Raw genomic sequence first — 24722 nt, 5'->3', positions numbered from 1 at the left:
TTTTTGGCACAACAGGCAGATGTTCTCTTTCTCAATATCGGCCAGCTTCTGCTGCCGGATGGCAGCTGCGGGCCATTGAAGGGAAAAGAGATGCAAAAACTGAAGACTGTTGAAGATGCAGCTGTTGCAGTAAAGGATGGAAAAGTGCAATTCGCAGGCCCGGAATCGGATGCCGGAGAAATCACTGCGGCAGAAACGATCGATTGTAAAGGGAGACTTGTTTCCCCGGGTCTTGTTGACCCTCATACACATCTTGTTTTTGGCGGTTCAAGGGAAAACGAGATGGCGCTGAAGCTTCAGGGCGTTCCCTATCTTGAGATTTTAAAGCAAGGCGGCGGTATTTTAGCCACAGTAAAAGCTACCAAATCAGCCAGTGAAAGCGAGCTTGTTGAAAAAGCCCGTTTCCATCTCGATCGCATGCTGTCTTATGGAGTGACGGCACTCGAGGCAAAAAGCGGATACGGACTTGAAAAAGAAACGGAACTGAAACAGCTGCGAGCTGTGAGGAAGCTGCAAGAATCACATCCGTCAACGGTTGTTTCAACTTTTCTTGGCGCCCATGCCCTTCCTTCGGAATACAAACAGCATCCGGAGGCGTTTCTGAATGAAATGGCCGGATTGCTTCCGCTTATCAAAAATGAAAACCTTGCCGAGTTTGTGGATATTTTTTGCGAGACCGGCGTTTTTACAGTTGAGCAGTCTGAAGACTATCTGCGCCGCGCCCGTGAAGCAGGATTTCGCCTGAAAATCCATGCGGATGAAATCGATCCGCTTGGTGGAACGGAGGCGGCAGTAAGACTTGGAGCAGCATCAGCGGACCACCTGGTCGGTGCATCAGATGAAGGAATCCGGATGCTTGCTGAATCCGATACGATTGCTGTTCTTTTGCCGGGAACTACCTTTTATTTAGGAAAGGAAACGTACGCCAGGGCGAGGGAAATGCTCAAGGCAGGCGCAGCGGTTGCTTTATCGACCGATTTCAATCCGGGCAGCTCGCCAACCGAAAATCTTCAGTTCATCATGAATCTTGCGATGCTGAAATTGAAAATGACGCCGGAAGAAATTTGGAATGCGGTGACCGTCAATGCGGCTTACGCAATCGGACGCGGGCAATCAGCTGGCAGTATTTCAGAAGGACGGTATGCAGACCTTGTCATCTGGGAAGCCGGTAACTATGCCTATATCCCGTATCATTACGGAGTTAATCATGTCTCTTCTGTATACGTAAAAGGGAAAAAAGTATATGAAAGCGGGGGATGGAGATGAGTGATCTTTCATTTTTACGGCCGGCAGGGCAGGCTGGATTCGTAGACAGCGGCATTACAAAAGCAGCAGATCTCGTCAACAGGTGTGAAGCCGCTCCAATTGATGGTCCGATCATTCTTGGAGCACCGCTGTCAAAGCCGTCTATCAGCCATTCGGGCGCGTCTTTTGCACCGGAAGCCATCCGCAAGATGCTGTCATCCTTTACAACGTATGCTGTGGAAGACGATATCGATTTAAAAGGCATAAAACTTCATGACTGCGGAGATATTCTGATGCATGTTACGGATATTCGTGAATCGCAGCAAAGGATAGAGACCACAGTGGCTGCACTTTTTAATCAAAACCCGGGCATCATGCCGATCCTTTTCGGGGGTGATCATTCGGTGAGCTGCCCGAGCATCAAAGGATTTGCAAAGGCAAAAGGAAACGTGGGAGTCATCCAGTTTGATGCCCATCACGACCTGAGAAATCTTGAAGATGGCGGGCCGTCAAATGGAACACCGTTTCGCGGCCTGCTGGAGTCCGGAGTGCTTACAGGGGAGAACCTGATACAAATTGGAATACGTAACTTTTCAAACAGCAAGCATTATTCCCGGTACGGAATGGAAGAAGGCGTCACGGTCTATACAATGAAAGATATCCGCAACCGTGCTCTTGAAGACATTATAAAAGAAAGTTTGAACAGGCTGGAAGACCGTGTCGATGCGGTATATGTGTCAGTCGATATGGATGTGCTGGATCAGTCACAGGCACCTGGTTGTCCTGCACTTGGCCCCGGCGGCATGGACAGCCGCACGCTTTTGGAAGGTGTGCGGCGGCTGGCTGAAGACCCGCTTGTCCAGGGCATGGACATTGTGGAAATCGATCCGACCCAGGATTTCCGCAATATGACGAGCAGAATTGCCGCTCATGTTGTCCTGAATTTCCTAACGGGCAAATTGGCGGCAGGGCAGCTTGGTGTACAGGACAGCCAGAAGGCAGGAACGTGAAGAGTAGGTAAATGATCTTTTGTCCGGTCGTATAATAAAATGGAATGAGTCTGTCAGAACAGCATCCAGCAAAGGAGGGGAATGAATCAAGCAACAGCGATTCATCCCCTCCTTTCTTTTTTCTTTATCTCATTAATGCAGTAGCAAAGAGGTGAACCGATGGTAGTTTTAAACGGCAAGTCACTTGCACTCTCCGATATGAATAAAATCATTTTTCAAAAAGAAAAAGTGGCAGCTGATCCCAAAAGTTTAAAGCAGGCAGCAGCGAGCCGAAAAGCGGTCGAAAAGATTGTCAGAGAAGGAAGAGTGGTATATGGCATAACAACAGGCTTTGGGAAATTCAGCGATTACTTGATCGATAAAGAAGATGTGGAATCACTTCAGCTAAATCTGGTCCGGTCACATGCCTGCGGAGTTGGTAAGCCTTTTGGAGAGGAAATTTCACGGGCGATGCTGATTCTTCGCGCCAATGCCCTTCTGAAAGGGGTTTCGGGTGTCAGGCCGAAAGTGATCGAGCGGCTCATTGAATTTGCCAATCGCGGAATCCATCCGGTCATTCCTTCTCAGGGTTCGCTCGGGGCTAGCGGGGATCTTGCTCCGCTTGCCCACCTGGCCCTTTCCTTAATTGGTGAAGGGGAAGTGTTTTACCATGGAGACCGGATTACGGCTAAGTCCGTCCACCAAATGGAAGGGCTAGAGCCCCTTGTGCTTAAAGCGAAAGAAGGGCTCGCCCTTATAAATGGGACACAGGCCATGACAGCCGTCGGTGTTCTCGCATATCTGGAAACTGAACAGCTTGCTGATGCGGCTGATTGGATTTCTGCGCTTACGTTCCAGGCGCTGAGGGGTATTATTGATGCGTATGATGCCGATTTACATGAGGCAAGAGGATATGCGGAACAAACGGAAGTAGCAGAACGTATGAGGAAGCTCCTCCATGGCAGTGGACTGACGACAAAACAGGGAGAACTGCGCGTCCAGGATGCATACTCGCTCCGCTGCATTCCCCAGGTGCATGGAGCGAGCAGGCAGGCTCTTCATTATATAAAAGAAAAACTGGAGATTGAAATGAATGCTGCGACTGATAACCCGCTTATTTTTGAGGGCGGGGACAAAGTGATATCCGGAGGGAATTTTCATGGACAGCCGATTGCCCTTGCAATGGATTTTCTTAAAATTGCAGCTGCAGAACTGGCGAATATCTCCGAACGGCGGCTGGAAAGGCTCGTCAACCCGCAACTGAACGGTGATCTTCCGGCATTTTTAAGCTCAAAGCCTGGATTGCAGTCGGGTGCAATGATTGTGCAATACACTGCTGCATCACTCGTTTCCGAAAACAAAACGCTTGCCCACCCGGCAAGTGTTGATTCGATTCCGTCTTCAGGCAATCAGGAAGACCATGTCAGTATGGGGACGACCGGTGCCCGTCATGCCCGCCAAATTGTCACAAACACCTCGATGGTACTGGCATGCGAACTGCTATGTGCCCTGCAAGCCGCCGAGCTTTCAGGTGCTGAGAGGCTGTCGCCGTTGACCAGGTCTTACTGGGAAACGGGCAGGAACCTCGTACCCGCCATTGTTCAAGACCGTTCATTTTCGGCTGATATAGAAAAGCTGGCCGAATGGATCGGAAAGCCGGTGCTCAGTTCCCTAAATATAAAATAGAGGCGCTTTTAAAGTAACGGACCCTGTTATGGCGCAGTAAGATTTTTTCAACAATTAAATCACACACAAAACAAACGGTCAGAAGCTTTTTAAGCCACTGACCGTTTGTTTTGCCTTCTAGACATCTTTTAAAGTAAAGGCTCTGTTAAACGCTAGTGTTGATTTCCGTTGCAGGTACTCGCTTTCACCCAAGGGCACAAGGGCGACATCTGTTCCTGCTTCCCTTCGGTCGCACTCACAGTGTCTTCTTTGCCGCGGGGCGGGCGGTGAGCCTCCTCGTCGCTCCGCTCCTGCGGGGTCTCACCTGTCCCGCTAATCCCGCTGGAGTCTCGCACCTTCCACTACAATCAACTAGTGTAAAAAATCAACATTGAGCTTTAACACAGCCAAAGTAAAAAGCCAATTAATAAAGAAAACCAGCCTATAGGCAAGCCAACAGGCGAAGACAGAGGCATAGCTGCACTGATCCATATTTTTATAAGTTATTTGCTCCCTTACTGACAATTTATCTTCCGCGGTAAAAACAGGGTTTTAGCAAATAGTCGAATCTAAAAACTTGTTTGCTGAAATATATGATTTTTATATTGCTTTATAGAGTTCACACGGCTAAACATAAAAATGAGTATTTTTACCCAAATATACATTTGTTTTTTTGTGGAATTCATGGTCCGTTCGGCTTCCTGAGTTACCTTACGGGTTCAAAAGACTTAATAAATAAGAAACAGAAAGGTTGTTCGATACGGATTACGGTATCAGGGCCTATAATGAGAAAGGGAAGAAAAAGGGAGAAAAAAATACCAGGACTATAGACACAAACACAGGAATGAAAAGAATAATATCATTAACATGGTAAAAATGGCAGGATTGACCAATGGTTAAAATGAAATATGATAAAAGAGACACAAAAATTTAATATATTACCATTGACATTAAAAAGAGATTGCACCATGACTATGACCATAGGAGCAGTCTCTTTTTAGTTTACCAGGCAGGAGTTGAACCAGGAAATGCTCGAATCCAAAAGAAAAGCCATCATTTTTCTTACGCTATCATTCTTGCTGGCAGCAGCAGCAGGCCTTCTGTTCTTACAGAAAGTGAAAGACTTAAATACTGAATTGGGTGGAATGACAAAGGTTTTTGTTGCAGCAGAAGATATTCCTTCTAGAACTGTTATTGAACCTGAACAATTGGAAACGGTCGAAATTCCTAACCGGTTTGTGACTGAATCACACATTCTTGAAGCCGGGGACTTACAGGATAAAGTATTTGTTGTTCCGCTCACAAAAGGGGATCTGGTGACCAAAAATATCGTCAAACCGGTGTCGAATGTGAGAGAAGCCGATCACAGGCTAGTTTTTATTCCCCAATCCGAACGGATCCACTTTGACCAGGAGCTGGAATCCCTTGACCGGATTGATATTATCGTTTCCCATACGTTTGAAGATAATCCTGTTACCGAGCTGTTTATGAACGATGTGCCGGTTGCCGGTGTATCGAAAAAGGGGAGTTCCCTTACTGGGGTGGCGGTCGAGATCCCTTCCGGCGAGGCACCGGATCTGATTCATATGCAAAATTATGCTGACAGTATCAGGGTTTTAAAAGCGAATGTAGGAAAAGAAGAACAACAGGAAGTGTCTGAGCCAGCTCAGAATCAGGAAAAACAGCCTGAAAATGCCGGCGAACCGAAATCACAAACAAATGATAAGCCACCTCATGAGCAAGAAGAAACGGATAAAGCTGAAACAGAGCCATCCAAACAGGACTAGAAATGGAGGGAGACTGTTCGTGGAAACTGAAGAAATCAAAATTCTCATTATAGATGAACAAGAAGATAAAAACGCACAGTGGAGGCTTGAGATACTGAGCCGCTATGAAGCGGAAAGGCTTGCTTCCTCCGACGTCCGGAAAGAATTGGACCGTATATCACCGGATCTGATTTTTTTAAGAGGCGGGGCAGAGGATGATTCTGATTTGATTCAGCTCATGCAGTCAATCCAACCGCTGGCAACAATCATTTACATAACAGATGAACAGGATTTCCAGCTGCTTCGGAACGTGACAAGAGCAGGGGCTGCCGATTTCTTCGTTATGCCTGATGAAGCGTCGCTCCTGTCTGGCAGATTGGATGGAATCGTTAAATCGGCTGAAGAACGGAAGCTTCAAGAAAAGGAAACAGCAGTGTCAGTACAAAATTTCAGGCGCGGGCGCGGCCAGATTCTTGCATTTTACAGCGGGAAAGGCGGCAGCGGCCGTTCCATTATCTCCAGTGTGTTTTCCCAGACTATGAAACTGGAATCCACCGCTCAGGTGCTGCTTATGGATTTGAACTTACAGTTTGGGGGAACGGAGACTTTTTTATCAATCGAATCGAACAGGTCAATCGCCGATCTGCAGCCGGTCATTGATGAGCTGAATGAGAGCCATATTCGCAACGTTGCACAAAAGGAAAAGTTTTCTCAGCTCGAAGTCCTCCTCAGTCCGCGGGATGCTGAAACAGCCGAAACCCTTACGGATGAATTCGTTGAACGTCTTCTCCGTACAGCACGGAGAAGCTACGATTTCGTCATTGTCGACCTGCCGACCGTGATGGATGAAGTTACATATACGGCACTTGAGGAAGCAGATGCGATTTACTATGTCATGACCCCGGATACACCTTCAATCCAGATTTTAAAACAGGCGGAAAAACTGTTTTCCAGGCTGGGGATTAATGTTAAGGGGAGGATGAGCCTCATCGTCAACGGTATAAGCAGGGAAAACGAAATTAATGCAAATGACATAAAGAACACGATTGACTATCCACTTGAGGCGAAAATAAGGAGAGATTTCAAAGGGGTTCAGACTGCCGTGAACCAGGGTGAACCTCTGCGGAAGTCCCAAAACGAAAAAAAGCTGTCCGCTTTTTCAAAAGATGTTCGAAAATGGGTGCTGGGCAAGCTTAAGTAGACCTGCGAACTTCGATTCTGCCGGTTTTTTAATCGTATAGGAGGGATCATGTTGGCGCTATTTGAAAAAAAGAAGGCACGACCTCATAAAAACAGCAATACACATGCAGAAGCTGCTGTCAGCAACCCTTATCTTGATGAACTTGCGGCTCATTACAAGGCGAGGCTGCTGCGCGAAACCAACCTTGAAGCCCTGACCAGTCTGGCAGAAGGTGAAAAAAAGCTCAGAATCGAACAGCTAGTCAGCCAATTCATGTCGGAAGAACGGGTTGTCATTCCGCGCCAGGATAAGGACAGCCTTCTTAAACGGCTCATCAATGAATCGGTCGGCTATGGGCCGCTTGAGCCCTTGCTGCAGGACGGGGACATTACAGAGATTCTGATCAACGGGCCATCAGAAGTTTATATCGAAAAACAGGGCAAGCTGCAGCCGGCTACTGTCGCCTTCAGGGATGAAAACCATATTCGGCATGTGATTGACCGGATTGTCGCACCGCTCGGCCGGCGTATTGATGAAAGCTCACCGATGGTCGATGCCAGATTGCCGGATGGAAGCCGGCTCAACGCAGTCATACCGCCGATCAGCCTGAAAGGAACGCTCGTCTCAATACGGAAATTTCGCGAGGAGCCGTTCCAAATGGACGATTTGCTTGAATACCGGACACTGGATGAAAGGATGGCTCTTTTTCTCAATGCCATTGTCCAGGCGAAACTCAATATTTTGATTTCTGGAGGTACAGGAAGCGGGAAAACCACTTTGCTCAATGTCCTGGGAGCTGCCATACCGCAGGGAGAGCGGATTGTGACGATTGAAGATTCAGCCGAGCTGAGGCTGGCCCGGCCGAATGTCGCGGGTATGGAGGCCCGGCCTGCCAATGTCGAGGGAAGCGGGGAAGTGACCATCCGCCAGCTCGTTAAAAATGCGCTGCGGATGAGGCCCGACCGCATTATCGTCGGTGAAGTGCGGGGAGCGGAAGCGTTTGACATGCTCCAGGCGATGAACACCGGACATGAAGGTTCAATTACGACAATTCACGCCAATACACCGGATGACGCCCTTCGCCGGGTGGAAGGGATGGTGGTCATGGCGGAAATGGAGCTCCCGACTCATATTGTAAGGGAGTATATTGTCGGTGCTCTCGATTTCATTGTCCAGGGAGCGCGCCTGTCTGACGGCAGCCGAAAAATTGTATCAATATCGGAAGTACTGACAGATGAAAAAGGACGTATAAAAATGAATGAAATATTCGCATTCAAACGCACAGGTGTTTCCGAAAATGGCGATGTTGAAGGATATTTCACGCCGACAGGCATCATCCCCGAATGTCTCGGCAGGCTGAAGACATTCGGAATTACAGTGGATCCGGAGGTTTTCAAATCGGATGGAAACGGGGTGAACGTTCATGGCGGGCGCCGTATTGTATAGTATTGCAGTCCTTTTCGGGCTCTGGGGCTTTTACAGCCTGCTTGGATACCGGATGGAGAAAAAAGCGTGGAAACAGAAGGTCGGCAAATGGTTTGACCGGAGCGGGGAGCGTACAAGCTTCATCTCGGTTTGGGGAGAGAAATTTGACCCGACTGATTATGCCAGAGGCCTTGAAGAGAAATTGCACCGGGCGAATGTTCCGCTCACGCCTTCTGAGTTTTATGCCATTCTATTTTTCGAAGGGCTTGCCATTGCTGTTTTTTCGTATATGTTGTTTGGGATTCCATCCCCGCTGAACTGGTTTGCAGGGATTGCAGCACCGGTTTTGACGTATTATTTACTCTTTTTATTAAGGCGGAATAAATACCGGGAACGATTGAATGACCAGCTATCGGAAGTTTGCCGCACACTGGCGGGAAGTGTCAGGGCCGGTTTGACGATTCCGCAGGGTATGGATGTCGTTGCAGCCGAGGTGTCACAACCGGCCAAAGGCGAGTTTTCCCGGCTTTCCCATAACTTGAAGCTTGGCGTAAGCCTTGAAGAAGGGCTGGCCGAAATGCAGCAGCGCGTTCCGACAAGGGAATTCAAGCTGTTCATCGCCACGCTTTTGATTCAAAAACAAATGGGCGGCAACTTATATGCGGTGCTGGATGAAATGGCAGAGACACTTGAAGATCGGAAAGTATTGAGGCAGACAATTAAGACCATGACAGCTGAACAGCGCCATATCGCCGGGATATTGCCGTTCATGCCGGTATTTCTCATTTTGACCATGAATATGATTATGGATGATTTTCTGGAACCCCTGTGGAGCATTCCGGGGATGATTATCAGCATATTATTCATCATCGGAACCCTGCTGACGTTTGTGCTCGTCCGCAAGGTCACGAATATAAGGGTGTGATAAGTTGGATGCGGCAATGATTCTATCAGTCATTTTATTCTTGCTGTTTTTTCTTCTTGGCTTGAGGCATTTGTATGTTTATAAACAGGAACGCCGTAAAGTGGCCGCCCACATCTATGAGGTGGCCGCCAGTGACTTGAAAAAGGGCCGGGGAAAGCGGACCCTTTTGGCCTGGATGATCAGAAAATTTTCAGAGCATGCAGACGACTATGCCGGTTTGGGCAGAAGAATTAACTTCTTCAGTGAAGATGATGAAATTGAAAAACTGCTGTATAAAGCGGGGAATCCATATGATTTAACCGTTTCCCAGTTCCAGGGGACAAAAATGGCGCTGACGGTCGCCGGCTTTGGGACCGGTGTCCTCGGGCTCGTACTGGGGCTGCCGCTCGCTCAATTCGGGTTATTCGTGCTGCCGCTCGCAGGTTACTTCGGAACTATTTTTTCTTTGCGGATCGCGGCGAAAGCCAGACAGGATGAACTTGCGTATGACTTGCCGGATTTTTTAGATACGGTAAGTGTAAGCCTGCAGGCTGGAGTCGGCCTTGATCAGGCGCTGCGCGGAATCCTTCAGCATTTTCATGGGCCTCTGCAGGAGGAATTCACAAGGTTTTTATACGAAGTCGATCTTGGGATTGAGCGGGAAGCCGCATATCGTTCCCTGCTTGCCCGGAATGATAGTCCTGAATTCCTGGCTTTTATCAAAGCGCTCATTCAAGGTCAAAAACTAGGTGTGCCGATATCCACCACATTCAAAATCCAGGCGGAGGATATGCGGCGGATCCGATTCGAAAAAGTGAAGGAAAAAGCGGCCAAAGCCTCACCGAAGGTTACACTGATCACCACTTTGATTGTAACACCGACCGCAATGATCATGATTGCCGGCCTGGTTATTTTGAATCTCCTGTATGGAGACAATGCAGTGCTTGATATTTTCAAATGAGGCAACAGTCATTCCAGCCGAATCCTTAAAGGAGGTGTTGGCAAGGCAGAAAATCAGGATGAAAAATCAACTGATTGGCAAGTCTTTGTTCAATACTTAATACCATTTACTTAAAAGGAGGAAAAGAACGATGAAACATTTCATGACTAGCATGTATACAAAAGGAAAAGGGGTTATTGATAATGAAAAGGGTTCACAGACACTGGAATGGGTTGCGATCGGCGGAATTATTTTGGTACTGATGGCTGCCATCACCACTGTATTCCAGGGGGATAGTTCAGTTGGACAGGCCATTGTGGATAAACTGACAGAACTGATAGGCAATATCGGATAAAGGAAGAACATGTGCTGACGTCCGATCAAAGCACTATCAGGCAAGGCCTGTGATTTTCCGGTTGACTGGCAAGTATGGATTTTCCCGGCCAGGCATAGGGACAGAAAAAAATCAGAAACTACACGATTACTAAATGGTGACACATGCATTTACATTACGCGCGCCCGAAAAGGCATACCCAACACCGAACCGGTCACGCATCGAGCTAAGAGTGCCGGAAAAGGCCTACCCAATATCAAAACAGACTCACTGCACTAAACGGCAACAAGGGAGGGGTTCCGTGAAACGATTCAAAACAATATCCATTTTACTCGTGATCATGCTGCTGATCATTTCAGCATGCAGCAATAAACAGACAGAAGTGGAAAGTGCTAATACGGAACAAAAGCAAAGTTCGGAGCAAAAACCGGAAAAAGCAGAAAAAGAAACAGAAACTGCAGGGAGTGCAGCAGATTCCGGTGAAGAAGCCGAAACGTTTAATGAAGCCGCCCCTCCGTTTCCTGGTTCCCTGGGCGAACTGCTCGCATATCCAATCGGGGAGTTCCACAATGTTGACAGCCTGGAAAGCACAGATGCAAAAAAGAAATTAGAGCAATTTCCAGTGTTGAGCGAGAATGCTTCAAAAGAAGAAAAGATGGAATACGCCGCGCACATCGTCTCCTTGTTCGTGCCTGAATATCCTGATCCAATGGAACTGGCTCAACAATGGAAAGCCAGCAAATTTGGGAGCCCGGATATGGAAGATCCAAGGTATCAATTCAAAGAACACTATAACGTTGAGATTATCCTTGATGCGAGCGGAAGCATGGCCGGGAAAATCGGCAGCAAAACGAAAATGGAACTGGCAAAAGAAGCCATCCGTGAATTCACAGCTTCTCTTCCTGAACAAGCGAATGTCGCATTGAGAGTATATGGCCATAAAGGCAGCAATGCCGATAAGGACAAAGGAGTATCCTGCAACAGCAATGAGCTGGTTTACGAATTGCAGCCATATGATGTGGACCAGTTGAATAAAGCGCTGGAAAAATTCAAACCGACTGGCTGGACACCGATTGCCGAATCCCTTGCTAAAGCTCAAGAGGACCTGAGCATGAAAAAGGGTACGGAAAACACAAATATCATTTATCTTGTGAGCGATGGTGTGGAAACCTGTGACGGCAACCCTGTATCAGCGGGTAAAAACCTGAAACAATCTGAAATAACTCCGCTGGTCAATATAATCGGTTTCGATGTGGATAGCGAAGGCAACAGGCAGCTGAAGGAAGTTGCCAGGGCAGCAGGCGGAACCTATGCATCCGTACAGAGCCAGGATGAGCTTCAGAAAGAATTCGACCGTTCGGCCGAAATGGCCAAGCGCTGGTTCGAATGGCTTTACTCTTCAAAACGCCAAATAAATATCGACCACTCCGAAAGAAAGCAGGAAATCATGAACTTTCACATTGAGTGGAAAGATAAAATGCTCAAGGAAGTTGAAAATGAGAGAAAGGCGATTCTCTACCTCAAATCTGAAGGCAAACTGTCAGAGGATCAGGATGATGACATAATGGAGCTGATTGACAGCCATTATGAATTTGTATCAAAAACCCGGGACAACCTTTTTGATGATCTTAACCAAATGGCAACCGCCGATTTCGAAGAAGTGACTAAAGAACTTGAAAAAACATATAACGAACGTATGAATGGACAATAAACTATTGAATTAGGGAGGAAATCGATGTTCAAAAAAAAAGGGCTCGTATCGTTCCTAGCCGGTGCTGCAGCCTTTTATCTGCTATTCCTGAATTTGTTTCCGCTTGCAGCCTATGCCGCATCAGGTGCTTGGAATATTCCAGCCTGGAATTCGGAATCATGGGAAAGCGAATCCTGGAAGGCAGAATCGTGGGAAAACGAATCGTGGAAGAGCGAATCCTGGGAAACAGGACCACGGAACACAGAACCCTGGATAACTGAACAATGGGACATACAGCCGGGAGAGCATGACCGGCACAATCCCGGAATAACTCCTGTAAATCCGGGATACGGTTTTCTTCCGCTGCAGCCGCCTGGTGAGGTAATGCCGCCAAACGCTGAAGTTCAGAACCCTGGATCCCCAGATAAAGAATACTGGGAACCGGGTATGCCGTCAGCAAAAGAGTTTAATGACTTCCTTTACAACGGCATCGTGAAGTCAACGATCAATCACGGTGACCAACTGGGGGACATGCGCCAGTTTTTCCGTGATCCCAACCTGCAGTCCCGTTACTTGATGTCAACCTTCAAGCTGATTGGTGCCAATAATGAAAGCATTAAGGCAATACCGGACGGTTATTCGGTTGTTATGGATTATAAAGAGGGGTATGGCCGGTACAAGGAATTGGCGTACTTTCTCAACCCTACTTCCTATAATTTTGGTTCCCATCAAACACTTGCTAATGTGGAGAATAGCTTCAGTGCAATTAATAACGCTAATGGTGTTTTCAAAACAGTCAGCAGGTTTAATATTGCTGCAGCCTCAATTGGAGCAGTGTTCTCAGCAGCAGATACGATAGATAACTTTAGCAAAGGCGAGACACTAAACGGCTTGAATAGTTTGGGAAGCTTCCTCATTGACGCGGGAACAATAGGAATGGCTATCCCGGCAGCCCAGCCAATCGCAGCAGGAGCAATCGTATTGGGCGGTGTTCTGGCAGCGGGGACTGGAGCGGTTAAATTGTATCGTAACCGGAAGAAAATTGCAGCGGATGCTAAAAAAATCTGGAATTCTACCGTAAGGGCTGCGACAACTATTAAGAAAGGTATTACTGATGGATTAAAGTCTCTATTCAGCAATTGAGTAGTGTCATCACATCCTGAAGAATAACAAACGGCAAGAAGGATAAACATCACAAACTCACGGCAAATACCTTCAAAAACTGCGACATCATCGGGATGGAGAACTTGAGTCATTCGAAAAACCTATCAGGAAAATATTAAAAAGGATGATGGATAGCATGGCATTAGAAACAGCGGAAGTGAAAAAGCAAATACAGAAGCATAAAAAGCTATTGGAAACGTATGAACTGTTTCCTTATAGTTACCGTCACGAAGGGGTCGATTACTGCTTTGTTCTCTATTTCCGCTTTAAAAAACCGAATGCTGTCTTAACGGTTAAAAAAGATGGAGAGCTGCCTCCCGTACATGTTGCAAAAGAAGTGAGTAAACAGGTTCTTTCCTATAACAGCATTATGCGGAATGGGGAACAATTCCTAAGATATAAAGATCATGATGTATGGATGTTTGAAGAGGCTGTAAGGGAAATAGAAGTTTTACTTAAGGATATGGATGGTGAAGCTCAGTCAATCAAGCAGGACTATGGAGCGTATTATGAACTGAAAAACATGATGGTCAGCAGCAAAACCGAGCTTAACCGATTGTGGGATGAAATGAAAGAACTTGATGCTGCTATTAATCAAAAATCACTGTTAACAGAAAAAGATACCCGCTCCATGCTGGAGTTGAGTGGAGAGTTTAGCGAGATTTTGTATCGGAGAGGGACCAATATTATAAAAAAAGTCGATGCCATCGAAAACTTGATTAACTTTTTCGAACAGCATAAGGATCAATTCAGAAAAACAAAACAGGATTCATACAATAAGTTGATAAGGCTATTAAAAGATAATATCCGCCCGGATATCTTGAGCGACTTAAAAAAATCTCTGGCCACTTTTGAATTGGACATCCATGGCAATCCGGTCACCTTTTCTTCTGGAGAGGAAGGGGTAAAAGAAATGAGAGAAATGTCAGATCGAAAAATGGAGTATGAGGCTGAGATGTCTGTGAAAAAGTTTCTTCGTGGAGCATAGGAGGATGGCAGTTTGCCTGGAAGTAATCTAGGTGCATGGTCTTAATAGAATAATCGTTTAGGTTTACTGTAAAAGAATTGCATAGGGGTGGGAATGCATGTTAAAGCGAAATATTGCGGCAGCGTTCAGTATTTATGCGAACCACTTCGGGAGCATTTTCATATTATCCCTGTCTCTTTTGCTCCCGTTGATGGTTCTGCATAATGTCATCGCAAATGCTGCCTATTTGGAGGCCGCGCGAACGGGTTTGCCTGCCGCGGGTGATTTGCTCAATTCATTTTTAATGTTTTTATTTCTTATAGTTGGACAGGTCCCCTTTATCCGATTTGCCGGTGCGGAACTACGTGAGGAAGAACAGCTGCTAAAGCCTGCTTTTCTGGCTTTTTTCACGTATGGCTTTCCTGTGTATATATTTGCGCTGCTGTTCACCATGATGGTGTTGGCGGGATTTGCGGTTTTTGTGATACCCGGCATTATTTTGATTGTATTGTTTTTCCTTACACCATACATAGCTGTTTTACGCGGGCAGCCGGTATTCAGAAGTATGAAGCCGGGGCTGCAACTGGGGATAAGGAAGTTCTTCCCGCTTTTGCTTTTGATTGTATTGCTAAGTTTAACTGAATTGGTCATTGGGACAGCTGGCATGATAGGGATTACGAGGATCACGGATAGTTATCTTGCAGTGGTGTTAAGTGAGATGCTCCTGAATCTTTTATTTTTCCCGTTTTTTGTCATTCTGCTTACACTCCAAGTCCATCATTGGGAAAAGGAAGAAACATTCGCTGGAAGCTGGCTGAAAAAGGCGGTGGGAAACTATGGTGTCCGTGCGAAATCATAAAAAAAGGTTACGGAGTGAAGAAGGCTCTGCGGCAATAGAATTTCTTGCGCTTACACCTTTTATCATTTTAGTATTTTTGATTTTCTGGCAGCTGCTGATTACCGGTTACTCGGTTGTTGTAGCCCGTTCGGCTGTCAATGAAGCTGCGAAAGTTTATTCGGTGACTGGAATTGAATCGGAGGCTGTTAGCGCCGGTGAAGCAATACTGGGATCTGGCGGGGCCGGCATGGGCGGATCGATTACGATTCAGCCTGGTGGGAACACTTTTAAAGCGGAGGCTGATGTTAATATGGACATCATTTTTATTCCTGATGACATGGTCAAAGGATTGTCCAAAGTCTCGTTTACACAGTCCGTAAGCGGCAGGCTGATTAAATGAACCGGTTGCGTATACAGGATGAAAAAGGAAATATAACGATTTTTTTCATTTCTTCTCTTTTTATCATGGTTATTATGTTCCTTATTGTCCTTAATTTCACGAAAGTTTTTGCAGTGAAACAGCAAGCATCCAATGCCGCCGAACAGGCCAGTTTTGCAGCGACAGCAGTCATTTATGAACTCGCAATGGAAGGGACAAGGAATTACGACCGATCCATTCCCGGCCAGGCTGAAAGGGTGCTGACAGGGAAAACTGTGGAAGAAAAAATCGGCGATCGTGCAGATCACCTGCAGCGTTCTGAACCCAATATATCTTTTAATGAAGCGAGAATTCGGGCAATCGATGAAGTATTGAGTGCTGAGCTTCAATCCGGGCCGGGCAAAAATAAGTTGAACCACGAAATTGTATCTGTTTTACAGTGGAGAGGCATTGATGAAGTCCGTTCTGCTGTAAGCGGTATAATCAGCAGTAATGGCGGAGGCTCTGATGTAACCAGCGTGATTTTATTTTCGCCTGATTACCGTGTTGAAGTGGAAACCTCTTCTGAATTCGAAGCCCTTAAGATCAACCGTCTATTTACTGGAATGAAAAAGAACCTCTTCCAGACTGGAAAAGGGCCGGAAGCGGCTTTTTTGAAAGAAATTGACGGATGGAGCACAAAGACTATTCAGATTCCTTAACAGATAAATAACGAAGTAAAGGCAGCTTCCGGTAAGCTGCCTTTTTCCTTCATCCAGTTATGGTCAAGAATGACCTGCCCCAGCTGCAGGTTTTGATTCTTCTGCCGTGCCAGCAGCTCTTCAAGCTGTTCCTCTGTCAGATAGCTTGCCTCAACAGCAAGCTCACCAAACCGCTTATCGACGGCTGTCTGTTTCTCATGGATTTCTGAAACCTGGCCGGGGGTCATGTAACTGCTGTCCATGGCAAGCACTCCCAGCTTCACACGGGTTTCATCCATTTTATCGAGAGCTGTTTGAAGCTGTTCCTTTGTCAGGTAATGCCGGTTCAGCAAAAAATGGCCGAAAGACTGACTAAACATTATGTACACCCCTTTCTTTCTGGAAATGGGCGATGATTTGCCTGATGCTGTCCTCCTGGAAGGGCTTCTGAATAAAGTCTGAAGCGCCTGCTTTTAAAGCCTTCATTAAGTTTTTCTGTGTGCCGACCGATGAAACCATGACGATGTATGCATCGGGTAAGCCGGCCTTTATATGGCGGACAGCTTCTACTCCATCCATTTCAGGCATGACAATATCCATAAAAATCAAATCAATTTCACTGTTTTGCGCTTTTTGGACGGCCTCTAGTCCATTCTCAGCTTCTATGACCGATTCGGCCCCGATGGAATTGAGGAGACCGGTCAACTTCTTTCGGATTAAAAGTGAATCATCACAAACCATTATTGTTATTCCGCTAATATTCAACAAAACCTCTCCTTTCGCCGACAAAATTCACCATTTGAAAGTATTCGCCGCCGCATACCAATCTCCTTTTTGTCTGCCTGTACTTTTGATACATAAGGAATAGTGTTAATTCGCCGCAATACGGGTAAACGAACTGTAAAGAAGATCAAAAAGGGGTCCGCGTATGAGTTATGATAATAAGTTCTTTAAGTACGGCACTGCCGTATTGCTTGTGTTATTGATTTTATTTTTTCTCGGAAAAGTGGATTACTTGATGACGCCGATTCAAGCTATTTTGTTCACCATCTTCCTTCCTTTGGTGTTCTCAGGCTTATTTTATTACCTTTTTCGGCCGATCGTCCGGATTATGGATAAGTGGATGCCCAAAGTCCTCGCCATTATTGTTCTCTATGTTCTGTTAATCGGTCTGCTCAGCGGAATCGTATATTTTGCGGGAGACAGTATTGCCAAACAGTTTAACGATCTGGCGAACTCCGTGCCTCAGGATCTGGAAAAGGTCGATAAAAAAACAGAGGACGTTGTACAGGAGAATAACTTTGGTCTCGTATCCTATGAAGAAGTGAAAAATAAAGCGATCAGTTATTTTGCAGAACTTGCAAGAGGAATCGGGAATAATATTATGGGAATTGTGTCAATGGCCGCCAGTGTGGCGACGGTAATGATCGTCATTCCGTTCATTCTCTTTTATTTATTGAGAGACGACTATAAACTCGCGCCGCACGTGTTGAATTTCATTCCCAAAAAGCATCATGAAGAAGGAAGGGAAATCCTTCATGATTTAGATGAGACGTTATCGACTTATATTGTCGGTCAGGTAATAGTCGCAATGATCGTTGGTGTATTGACGTTTATTGGCTTTTGGATTATCGGGCTTAAGTACGGGCTTCTGCTGGCTATTTTTGCTATGGTGATGGATATTGTTCCTTTTCTGGGGCCTTTTATTGGGATCATACCGGCAGTGGTTGTTGCTTTAATGTCAAGTCCTATGATGCTGCTTAAGGTTGTCATTGTATTCATAGTCGTCCAGCAGCTTGAAGGAAATCTCATCACTCCACAAGTGATGGGAAAAAAGTTGAGCCTTCATCCAGTAACGGTTATTCTCGTCATTATGGCTGCTGGATCCGTGTTTGGATTCTTCGGCATTTTGCTGGCTGTACCTTTTTATGCTTCAGCAAAAGAAATCGTTGTGAACTTCCGGCGCTTTTATAAGCTCCGCCATGCAGACTGAAAATGGGTCTGCCGATCCAGGCCGGCAGCTTCGACTTGATTAGAGAATAATGCAGTTGGGTATGAAACAACCGAGAGGAGTGAATTTTCAAATGAAAGAAACATATTTTATCGCATTGCGGACAGGTGACATCCAGAAACTTCCTTTTGATGAAGACCAGCAGTATTTCGAGTTATACGCCACACCTCAGGAAGTGAATGCGCTGCGGGATCAGCTGAATGAAGCCGGAGCAAAAGGGGATACACATGAATATTTTCTCCATCCGGATGCTCTCATGCATCCATTAGCTGAAGATGCCGGTGACGAAGACCGTAATGAATATGGGAATACTGTCCGGGAAATCTATCATAAGATATATCTTCTCGGCACGATCGAAACTCAAAAGAAAATTGAATCCATGGGCATTCTTGGTGACAGCCAGCTTGATCACTGAGGAGACGAAATTCTGTCACGGGTGCAAACTTAATGCAATCCAAACGGCAGAATTCACAAAAATTATCGATCTGGACCAAAGCATCAGCAGGAGTAATTGAATCATTGTAGAAGGATAATATAATGAAGAATTAGAAATGTACATGAACAACCCAGATCCTCAGAATTGGCTTCTAATTTTTCTCACAGTCGGAAAAGCTGGCAGTTGAAAGTTTAAGAATTCAAATTAATCGGTATAGGAGGGTCTGAAATGTTAAATGTCTATTCGCGGATACTGGTTGCGTATGACGGATCGGAACTTGCCGGAAAGGCGCTGGATTTTGCCTTGAAAGCGGCTCAGGAGGATGAACAGGTTGAGGTTGATGTAGTGACGGTATTCAATCCACCCGTTTCGATGGGAAGTTACGGAATGTATAATGAAACCACCATCAATGAAATGAAGGAAGATATTAAAAATTCAATGGGATCTGTTGAAGAGAAGTTGGCTGAGCTTCCGAATAAGACCAGCACCCACATTCTCGAAGGAGTGCCGGGAAAAAGACTTGTTGACTTTGCAAAGGAGCATGACAGCGATTTAATCATAATCGGCAACCGCGGTTTCAGCGGACTTAAAGAAATGTTCCTGGGCAGTGTCAGTCACTATGTGGTCCAGCGGGCCCATTGCCCGGTATTTGTCATCAAATAAAAGAAACAGGCGCCGGATTATCCGGCTGCCTGTTTTTCTTTTTGCCGTAAAAAAGCATGAATTGTCAGCAAGGATGCATTTCCGCACAGCAGGCCAATTTTAAGATAAAGGCAGCTGCGGCTCTGTCTTAGCCTCAAAACCCGCCAATTGGCGAGTTGTCTTTACAGCGATGCATATATTTTTGGGAGGGCAGCGGCCTGCCGTTATCTATTGTCTCCATCAAGAAGGTCGCCGAGTCCGCCGAGGATGCTTCCTTCTCCTTTGTTGTTTCCTCCGCTCTGGGGAGCACTTGCGAATATCCTGTCTGCCAGGCGGCTGAAAGGCAGGGATTGAACCCAGACTGTTCCCGGTCCCTGGAGTGTGGCAAAGAAAAGGCCTTCCCCTCCGAACAGTGCGGTTTTGACACCGCCGACAAATTCGATATCATAATGGACATCTTTTGTCATGGCGACAAGACAGCCGGTATCGACTTTCAGCCTCTCACCGACACCGAGTTCTACTTTGTGTATAGTACCGCCGGCATGGACAAAAGCAAGCCCGTCTCCTTCAAGTTTCTGCATAATGAAACCCTCTCCGCCAAAGAAACCGGCTCCCAGCTTACGTTTGAAATCAATGCCGATTGAGACTCCTTTTGCAGCAGCGAGGAATGAATCCTTCTGGCATACGATCTTCCCCCCAAGCTCACTCAAATCCATCGGAATGATGCTGCCGGGAAAAGGCGCCGCAAATGAGACATGCTTTTTACCGGAGCCTCCATTGGTGAATACGGTCATAAATAAACTTTCACCAGTGAGAACCCGCTTTCCTGCACCAAGGAGCTTTCCAAACAGACCTGATCCGCTGCTGTTTGCCGAACCGTCTCCAAAAATGGTTTCCATCCGGATGCCTTCTTCCATCATCATCATGCTTCCCGCTTCAGCGATGGTGCTTTCCCCAGGGTCCAATTCAATCTCCACAAACTGCATATCATCCCCATGTAGCTTGTACTCTATTTCGTGAGCGTTCATGTTAATCCCTCCTTCATATTTCCTACACTTTTACTATATCATTCTATATATTGGAATAGGACGGAAAGATTAAAACAGGATATTTTTTTACAGAATGATCAGATTATAGTATAATGGTTATGTGAAATAGTTAACAAAGTTCTTGTGCCGCAATTCAACATGATCCGCTCCACGTTAATTAAAAATAATGGAGGGAAATGAAATGGCTATTGTCACGTTTAAAGCAGGTGCCAAAAACTTACCGGAAGGCTTGATGGTGGAAACAGCTGCTCGCGATTTCAAAGTGTTGATTGATGAGCCTGAATCCCTTGGCGGTACTGATAAGGGAATGAATCCTGTTGAATTGTTATTATCCGCACTGGGTGCCTGCCAGGCGATTGTTGCAAGAGTCTATGCCCCAACCTTTGATATTGATTTGAAAGATTTCCGGGTTGAACTTGAGGGGGACCTGGATGTTGACGGATTCATGTGTAAAAGTGACGTCCGCCCCGGTTTCCAGGAAATACGCTATAAAATGGTCATCAATGCAGACATAACAGCTGAAAAAGCACAGGAATTTGCATCTTTTATTGAAAAAACGTGCCCGGTAGGTGATACGATAGCAAACCCAGTTTCACTCGTATCGGCAGGTGTCTTGGTTGAAAAAGAACAATCGGTAAGTGTTTAAAAGATGAAGAACAGAATATACTGATGGACCGGATACCTTTATCCGGTCCATTTTTTATTTTAGTGGGAGTGATCGGCCTCTTGCTTCGTTTTTGTTACCATGGTCCGTATTTATATTTTCCATAACCGCCGGGCCCATACCCTCCACCGTAGCCGCCATAAGGATAAAATCCTCCCGGATATCCTCCCGGATAACCTCCTGGGTACCCGCCGTAAAAACCGCCACCGTAAAAAGGGCCGTAACCTCCGTAATAAGGTGGTGTAAGCAGCCCGCCTAACAATCCGCCTGCAAGTCCTCCGGTAAAGCCTCCCAAAAACCGTTGCTGCGGATCATGAGGATACACCGGTGATTCTATCTGTTCATCGTCGCGCATAGGGTGGAATGGAAGGGTGTCATTCATATGTGGGTACAAACAAATACCTCCTTTTTTGTGTGTGAAATGCCTACACTCCATACATATGCAGAAGTACGGAAGGCTGGAATATAGGCATGAGCGGATTTTCAGCCAGAGGCTGGTTTCAAACTGATGAAATAAAGTTTATATGAATTTTTTCCATCCGGGGTGTTGAAAAAAAGGGATACCGGTTACACTATCAAGTAGAAACATAGCAGCAGAAAAAGGGGGATGTTTTCAAATGAATTGGAAGGGTGTCATTTCCATACTCATCATCGCGGGGCTCGGCGCTTTCGCGGTATGGCAATTTATAGATAGCAACAGCGGACAAGAAGCAGTGGAACTTCCTGAGTCAAATTCGGGAAAAATGGATGATTCCGGCTCCACGGACAGCGGCAATGGTGAAACTCCGTCAAAGGAAGCTGATGGTGATGTGGTCGGGGTTGCGGTTGGAAACAAGGCGCCTGACTTTGAATTGCAGACACTTGAAGGAGAGTCGGTCAAGCTCTCTGATTACCGGGGGCAAAAAGTGCTTGTTAATTTATGGGCTTCATGGTGTCCGCCTTGCCGTGCGGAAATGCCTGATATCCAGGATCTTTATGAAAAGTATAAAGATGATGGCTTTGTCGTGCTTGGGGTCAATTTAACGAGTGCCGAACGGGAAAACAATACAGTTCAGCCGTTTGTCGAGGAATTCGGTCTGACGTTTCCGATTTTAATGGATATTCGCAATGAAGTCGGCCGCACTTACCAGGCCATATCCATTCCGACAAGCTATTTCATTGACAGCGAAGGAATCATCCACCAGAAAATCATTGGCCAGATGAGCAGGGAAACGATTGAGAACAATATAAAGGAAATGGATTGATTGCTTTTAGTTTAGAAGAAGCTGCCGAATACTTTTAAATAGTTCTCTGAATATGGGCATGGAAAATGGGATTCCATGTCTATATGTTGTGCAATCAGCAGATTACAGGCACTGAATTGTGGTTCAGTGCCTGTAATGTTGCCTATCTCTTATTTATAGGCACGGAAAACGGGGTTCAGTGCCTAAAATGTTGATATTTCTCTGAATATAAGTACGGAAAACAGGTTCCCATGTTTTGGCTATGTGTAGAACATTGTTGAATTTGAACGCGTTCGATTGATGCGTGTGTACGCGAGACTCTGGCTGGATAGGTGAGATACCGCTGGAGCGTAAGCGCAAAGAGGTTCAGCCCACTCCGTTGAAACAAGTACCTCTCGACGGAAATCAACAGCCGCATTTAGCACAGTCTTAATTATAATTAAGCCAATTAATTCAACACATAAAGCCCCACGGCCAGATATGATGCAAAAACCGACCAGAGAACATAGGGGACGAGCAGCCAGGAGGCGGTTTTGGAAAATTCTTTGGCAAGCAACATCAGCGCAAAAGAGGTTACAGCTACGAGGATAGTATCAAGCGCTGCTCCGCCAAGACTGTGAAGGTTGAACTGCAAATAGCTGAAAGCCTGATTAAAGAGGTAATTCATGGTGAAGACGGAGATGATCAGACTGTTCCCCCTGCTGAATTCATACCGCTCATAAATGAGAGAAACGGAAGCGGCAATTAAAAGGTAGAGAATGAACCAGACTATGCCGATGACGCTGCCTCCTTGCGTCAATGGGGGTTTATCCAAAGAATTGTACCAATCCCGGTCAATGGGAAACAGAAATCCCGATAAAGTAAACAGCACAAAAGTTGCAATGAAAACAACGAATGTCGATTTTTTCATCTGTTATCCCCTTTTGTTTCCTCTTCCCTTATAAACATTCAGGTATGCAACAGAACGGATACTGGTTTAAGCGGGATGTTTCAGTTCCAGTACAACATGGGAACAATATTGGAAACAGCAAAAAGAGGAGGAGCCATTATGCCATTGTCAAAAGAACAAACGGAGCACTTCAAAAACCGTTTACTGGATATGAAAAAAGAAACTGAAACACGGTTGGAGCATGAATATTATGCGAACCAATCGATAACAGATGCTTCTGGTGATTTCAATGCAGGTGTAGACAATCATATGGCCGACGCAGGCACGGAATTATATGAAAAGGAAAGGGAAATAACACTGGAGAATAATGACGAGGACATACTCCGGGATATCGAAGAAGCTTTGCAGCGGATAGATGACGGCACATACGGCATCTGTGTCGACACGGGGGAAAAAATATCCTCCGAACGCCTTGAAGCTCTTCCATATGCAAAAAGGACGCTGAAAGCCCAGCAAAAATACGATAAAGGTATAAAACCGGAGCCTGATGAAAAAGTGCAGCTTGCCAGTGAGGAAGAAGAGAAGTATGAAGACAGCCCGATGAGAACAATCGACAGAATCAAAGAAGAGCATGATCCCTCCTGGGGCAGAGACTGACTCTGCCCTGTTTTTTTGATCCGCGTATCCTTGCTGCTTATTCGGCTTCAAGCTGATACGATACTTTTTTCGGCGGGCGTTTATTGTAAAAGGGTTTTGGGTAAAAGAAAATTGATGAAATCAATTAAGCCAATCTAATTGACAATCTGATTTTATCGATGTACCCTTAACCACAAATAGATATCTTGAATTAAAGATATTTAAATTAAAGATAAAAACGGAGGAATTCACCATGTCAACATTACTCTACATTACAGCTAATCCTAAAGAGACCGAGTCTTCTTTCGGGCTCAGTACCGGAAAAGCTTTTCTTCAAACATATGAAAATATGAATCCTGAAGGTAAAGTCATCCATCTGGATGTTTACAGGGATGACATCCCCCTTATCGATGAAGAAGTGCTTGGCGCCTGGGAAAGCCTCTCAAAAGGGAAATCTTTTGAGGAATTGAGTGCCGGCCAGCAAAACAAACTGAGTAGGATGGAAGAGCTTGTCAACCAGTTTATCGAAGCTGACAGTTATGTATTTGTCACACCGATGTGGAATCTCGGATTCCCGCCAATGTTCAAAGCTTATCTTGACAATATTATGATTGCTGGCAAAACGTTCAAATATACAGAAGAAGGTCCTGTCGGCCTCATGAAAAACAAGAAAGCCCTTCATATCCAGGCATCGGGCGGTGTGTACTCAGAAGGCCCCGCTCAGTCATTGGACTTTGCCAGCGGTCATTTACAGGCTGCATTGAATTTCATCGGTGTGGAAGATGCAGAAACAATCCATGTGGAGGGAATGGCTGCCGATCCCGGCAAAGCGGAAGAAATCTTGAAAGAATCCGTACAAAATGCTGAAGATGCAGCCGCGCGTTTTGTGAAACACGCTGTTCGTTCTTAAAGGAGGAAAGGCCTTTTGACAGATTTTTGCGGGCTCCGGATAATAAGGTTCACTGCGGACAGCCTTAAAAGCAGGCCAGCATATGTTAATCCTGCC

Annotated in this window: 27 protein-coding genes; 22 read left to right on the top strand and 5 right to left on the bottom strand. The window is 45.8% G+C overall.

Annotation, left to right across the window (positions count from 1 at the left end; all coding sequences use genetic code 11):
* Positions 1-3 precede the first annotated feature (3 nt).
* From hutI to A4U59_RS06720, 15 genes are all read left to right on the top strand, one after another.
* Positions 4-1266 (top strand): imidazolonepropionase, encoded by a 1263-nt coding sequence (gene hutI / locus A4U59_RS06790; RefSeq protein ID WP_070120418.1) that lies wholly within the window; start codon positions 4-6, stop codon positions 1264-1266.
* Positions 1263-2255, top strand: a complete 993-nt coding sequence (gene hutG / locus A4U59_RS06785) for a formimidoylglutamase (protein ID WP_070120417.1) — start codon at positions 1263-1265, stop codon at positions 2253-2255. Before hutI ends, hutG begins: the two co-directional genes overlap by 4 nt.
* Before the next feature lie 159 nt (positions 2256-2414).
* Positions 2415-3920 (top strand): histidine ammonia-lyase, encoded by a 1506-nt coding sequence (gene hutH, locus A4U59_RS06780; protein ID WP_070120416.1) that lies wholly within the window; start codon positions 2415-2417, stop codon positions 3918-3920.
* A gap of 1007 nt (positions 3921-4927) precedes the next feature.
* Positions 4928-5686, top strand: coding sequence for an SAF domain-containing protein (locus A4U59_RS06775; protein ID WP_070120415.1), 759 nt, complete (start codon positions 4928-4930; stop codon positions 5684-5686).
* 19 nt (positions 5687-5705) lie between these two features.
* A complete protein-coding gene (locus tag A4U59_RS06770; protein WP_070120414.1) occupies positions 5706-6866 on the top strand; it encodes a CpaE/TadZ family protein in 1161 nt (386 codons plus the stop codon).
* Positions 6867-6917: 51 nt separating this feature from the next.
* A complete protein-coding gene (locus tag A4U59_RS06765) occupies positions 6918-8291 on the top strand; it encodes a TadA family conjugal transfer-associated ATPase (RefSeq protein ID WP_425388883.1) in 1374 nt (457 codons plus the stop codon).
* Positions 8269-9195 carry a type II secretion system F family protein gene (locus A4U59_RS06760; RefSeq protein WP_070120412.1) on the top strand — a complete coding sequence of 309 codons (927 nt, stop codon included), beginning with the start codon at positions 8269-8271 and terminating at the stop codon, positions 9193-9195. Before A4U59_RS06765 ends, A4U59_RS06760 begins: the two co-directional genes overlap by 23 nt.
* A 4-nt stretch (positions 9196-9199) precedes the next feature.
* Positions 9200-10135 (top strand): type II secretion system F family protein, encoded by a 936-nt coding sequence (locus A4U59_RS06755; RefSeq protein ID WP_070120411.1) that lies wholly within the window; start codon positions 9200-9202, stop codon positions 10133-10135.
* A gap of 130 nt (positions 10136-10265) precedes the next feature.
* Complete coding sequence (locus A4U59_RS06750) at positions 10266-10469, top strand: hypothetical protein (RefSeq protein ID WP_070120410.1); 204 nt, start codon at positions 10266-10268, stop codon at positions 10467-10469.
* Between the two features lie 280 nt (positions 10470-10749).
* Positions 10750-12159 carry a vWA domain-containing protein gene (locus A4U59_RS06745; protein ID WP_070120409.1) on the top strand — a complete coding sequence of 470 codons (1410 nt, stop codon included), beginning with the start codon at positions 10750-10752 and terminating at the stop codon, positions 12157-12159.
* 24 nt (positions 12160-12183) lie between these two features.
* Complete coding sequence (locus A4U59_RS06740) at positions 12184-13281, top strand: hypothetical protein (RefSeq protein WP_070120408.1); 1098 nt, start codon at positions 12184-12186, stop codon at positions 13279-13281.
* Positions 13282-13438: 157 nt separating this feature from the next.
* Positions 13439-14290: a hypothetical protein gene (locus tag A4U59_RS06735; RefSeq protein WP_070120407.1), complete on the top strand. Its 852-nt coding sequence runs from the start codon at positions 13439-13441 to the stop codon at positions 14288-14290.
* A gap of 97 nt (positions 14291-14387) precedes the next feature.
* On the top strand, positions 14388-15128 hold the full coding sequence (locus A4U59_RS06730) for a hypothetical protein (RefSeq protein ID WP_070120406.1): 741 nt from the start codon (positions 14388-14390) through the stop codon (positions 15126-15128).
* Positions 15115-15507 carry a TadE/TadG family type IV pilus assembly protein gene (locus A4U59_RS06725; protein ID WP_169823919.1) on the top strand — a complete coding sequence of 131 codons (393 nt, stop codon included), beginning with the start codon at positions 15115-15117 and terminating at the stop codon, positions 15505-15507. Before A4U59_RS06730 ends, A4U59_RS06725 begins: the two co-directional genes overlap by 14 nt.
* A complete protein-coding gene (locus A4U59_RS06720; RefSeq protein ID WP_070120404.1) occupies positions 15504-16187 on the top strand; it encodes a Tad domain-containing protein in 684 nt (227 codons plus the stop codon). The genes A4U59_RS06725 and A4U59_RS06720 overlap by 4 nt, the downstream gene beginning before the upstream one ends.
* Here A4U59_RS06720 and A4U59_RS06715 read toward each other — a convergent pair.
* Both A4U59_RS06715 and A4U59_RS06710 read right to left on the bottom strand, forming a co-directional pair.
* Positions 16184-16546, bottom strand: a complete 363-nt coding sequence (locus A4U59_RS06715) for a cyclic di-GMP-binding domain-containing protein, MshE-related (protein ID WP_070120403.1) — start codon at positions 16544-16546, stop codon at positions 16184-16186. The two genes, A4U59_RS06720 and A4U59_RS06715, sit on opposite strands and share 4 nt — an antisense overlap.
* Positions 16539-16907: a response regulator gene (locus A4U59_RS06710; RefSeq protein ID WP_083270700.1), complete on the bottom strand. Its 369-nt coding sequence runs from the start codon at positions 16905-16907 to the stop codon at positions 16539-16541. The genes A4U59_RS06715 and A4U59_RS06710 overlap by 8 nt, the downstream gene beginning before the upstream one ends.
* A 187-nt stretch (positions 16908-17094) precedes the next feature.
* Here A4U59_RS06710 and A4U59_RS06705 point away from each other — a divergent pair, with 187 nt between their 5' ends.
* From A4U59_RS06705 to A4U59_RS06695, 3 genes are all read left to right on the top strand, one after another.
* Entirely contained in the window at positions 17095-18159 is a 1065-nt protein-coding gene (locus A4U59_RS06705) for an AI-2E family transporter (RefSeq protein WP_070120401.1), read from the top strand.
* A 91-nt stretch (positions 18160-18250) separates the two neighbouring features.
* Positions 18251-18592 carry a hypothetical protein gene (locus A4U59_RS06700; RefSeq protein ID WP_070120400.1) on the top strand — a complete coding sequence of 114 codons (342 nt, stop codon included), beginning with the start codon at positions 18251-18253 and terminating at the stop codon, positions 18590-18592.
* 249 nt (positions 18593-18841) lie between these two features.
* Positions 18842-19276 carry a universal stress protein gene (locus A4U59_RS06695; protein WP_070120399.1) on the top strand — a complete coding sequence of 145 codons (435 nt, stop codon included), beginning with the start codon at positions 18842-18844 and terminating at the stop codon, positions 19274-19276.
* 203 nt (positions 19277-19479) lie between these two features.
* Here A4U59_RS06695 and A4U59_RS06690 read toward each other — a convergent pair whose 3' ends face one another.
* Complete coding sequence (locus A4U59_RS06690; RefSeq protein WP_070120398.1) at positions 19480-20283, bottom strand: TIGR00266 family protein; 804 nt, start codon at positions 20281-20283, stop codon at positions 19480-19482.
* Positions 20284-20485: 202 nt separating this feature from the next.
* On the opposite strand from A4U59_RS06690, the gene A4U59_RS06685 reads away from it, so the two are divergent.
* Positions 20486-20950: an OsmC family protein gene (locus tag A4U59_RS06685; protein ID WP_070120397.1), complete on the top strand. Its 465-nt coding sequence runs from the start codon at positions 20486-20488 to the stop codon at positions 20948-20950.
* A 94-nt stretch (positions 20951-21044) separates the two neighbouring features.
* Here the strand turns inward: A4U59_RS06685 and A4U59_RS06680 are convergent, their stop codons facing one another.
* Positions 21045-21362 carry a hypothetical protein gene (locus tag A4U59_RS06680; protein ID WP_211274909.1) on the bottom strand — a complete coding sequence of 106 codons (318 nt, stop codon included), beginning with the start codon at positions 21360-21362 and terminating at the stop codon, positions 21045-21047.
* Between the two features lie 223 nt (positions 21363-21585).
* Between A4U59_RS06680 and A4U59_RS06675 the strand changes: the two genes are divergently transcribed.
* Positions 21586-22212 (top strand): peroxiredoxin family protein, encoded by a 627-nt coding sequence (locus A4U59_RS06675; protein ID WP_083270699.1) that lies wholly within the window; start codon positions 21586-21588, stop codon positions 22210-22212.
* A 427-nt stretch (positions 22213-22639) separates the two neighbouring features.
* Here the strand turns inward: A4U59_RS06675 and A4U59_RS06670 are convergent, their stop codons facing one another.
* Positions 22640-23101: a TspO/MBR family protein gene (locus A4U59_RS06670; RefSeq protein WP_070120396.1), complete on the bottom strand. Its 462-nt coding sequence runs from the start codon at positions 23099-23101 to the stop codon at positions 22640-22642.
* Between the two features lie 138 nt (positions 23102-23239).
* Here A4U59_RS06670 and A4U59_RS06665 point away from each other — a divergent pair, with 138 nt between their 5' ends.
* Together A4U59_RS06665 and A4U59_RS06660 are read left to right on the top strand one after the other, a co-directional pair.
* The gene (locus A4U59_RS06665) at positions 23240-23737 is read left to right on the top strand and encodes a TraR/DksA family transcriptional regulator (protein ID WP_070120395.1); all 498 of its coding nucleotides are present in this window, start codon (positions 23240-23242) and stop codon (positions 23735-23737) included.
* 232 nt (positions 23738-23969) lie between these two features.
* On the top strand, positions 23970-24626 hold the full coding sequence (locus tag A4U59_RS06660) for an FMN-dependent NADH-azoreductase (RefSeq protein ID WP_070120394.1): 657 nt from the start codon (positions 23970-23972) through the stop codon (positions 24624-24626).
* Positions 24627-24722 lie beyond the last annotated feature (96 nt).

Source organism: Bacillus marinisedimentorum, assembly GCF_001644195.2.
GTDB classification, from domain to species: Bacteria; Bacillota; Bacilli; order Bacillales; family Bacillaceae_O; genus Bacillus_BL; species Bacillus_BL marinisedimentorum.
This window is presented reverse-complemented; position numbering and strand designations above follow the sequence as displayed.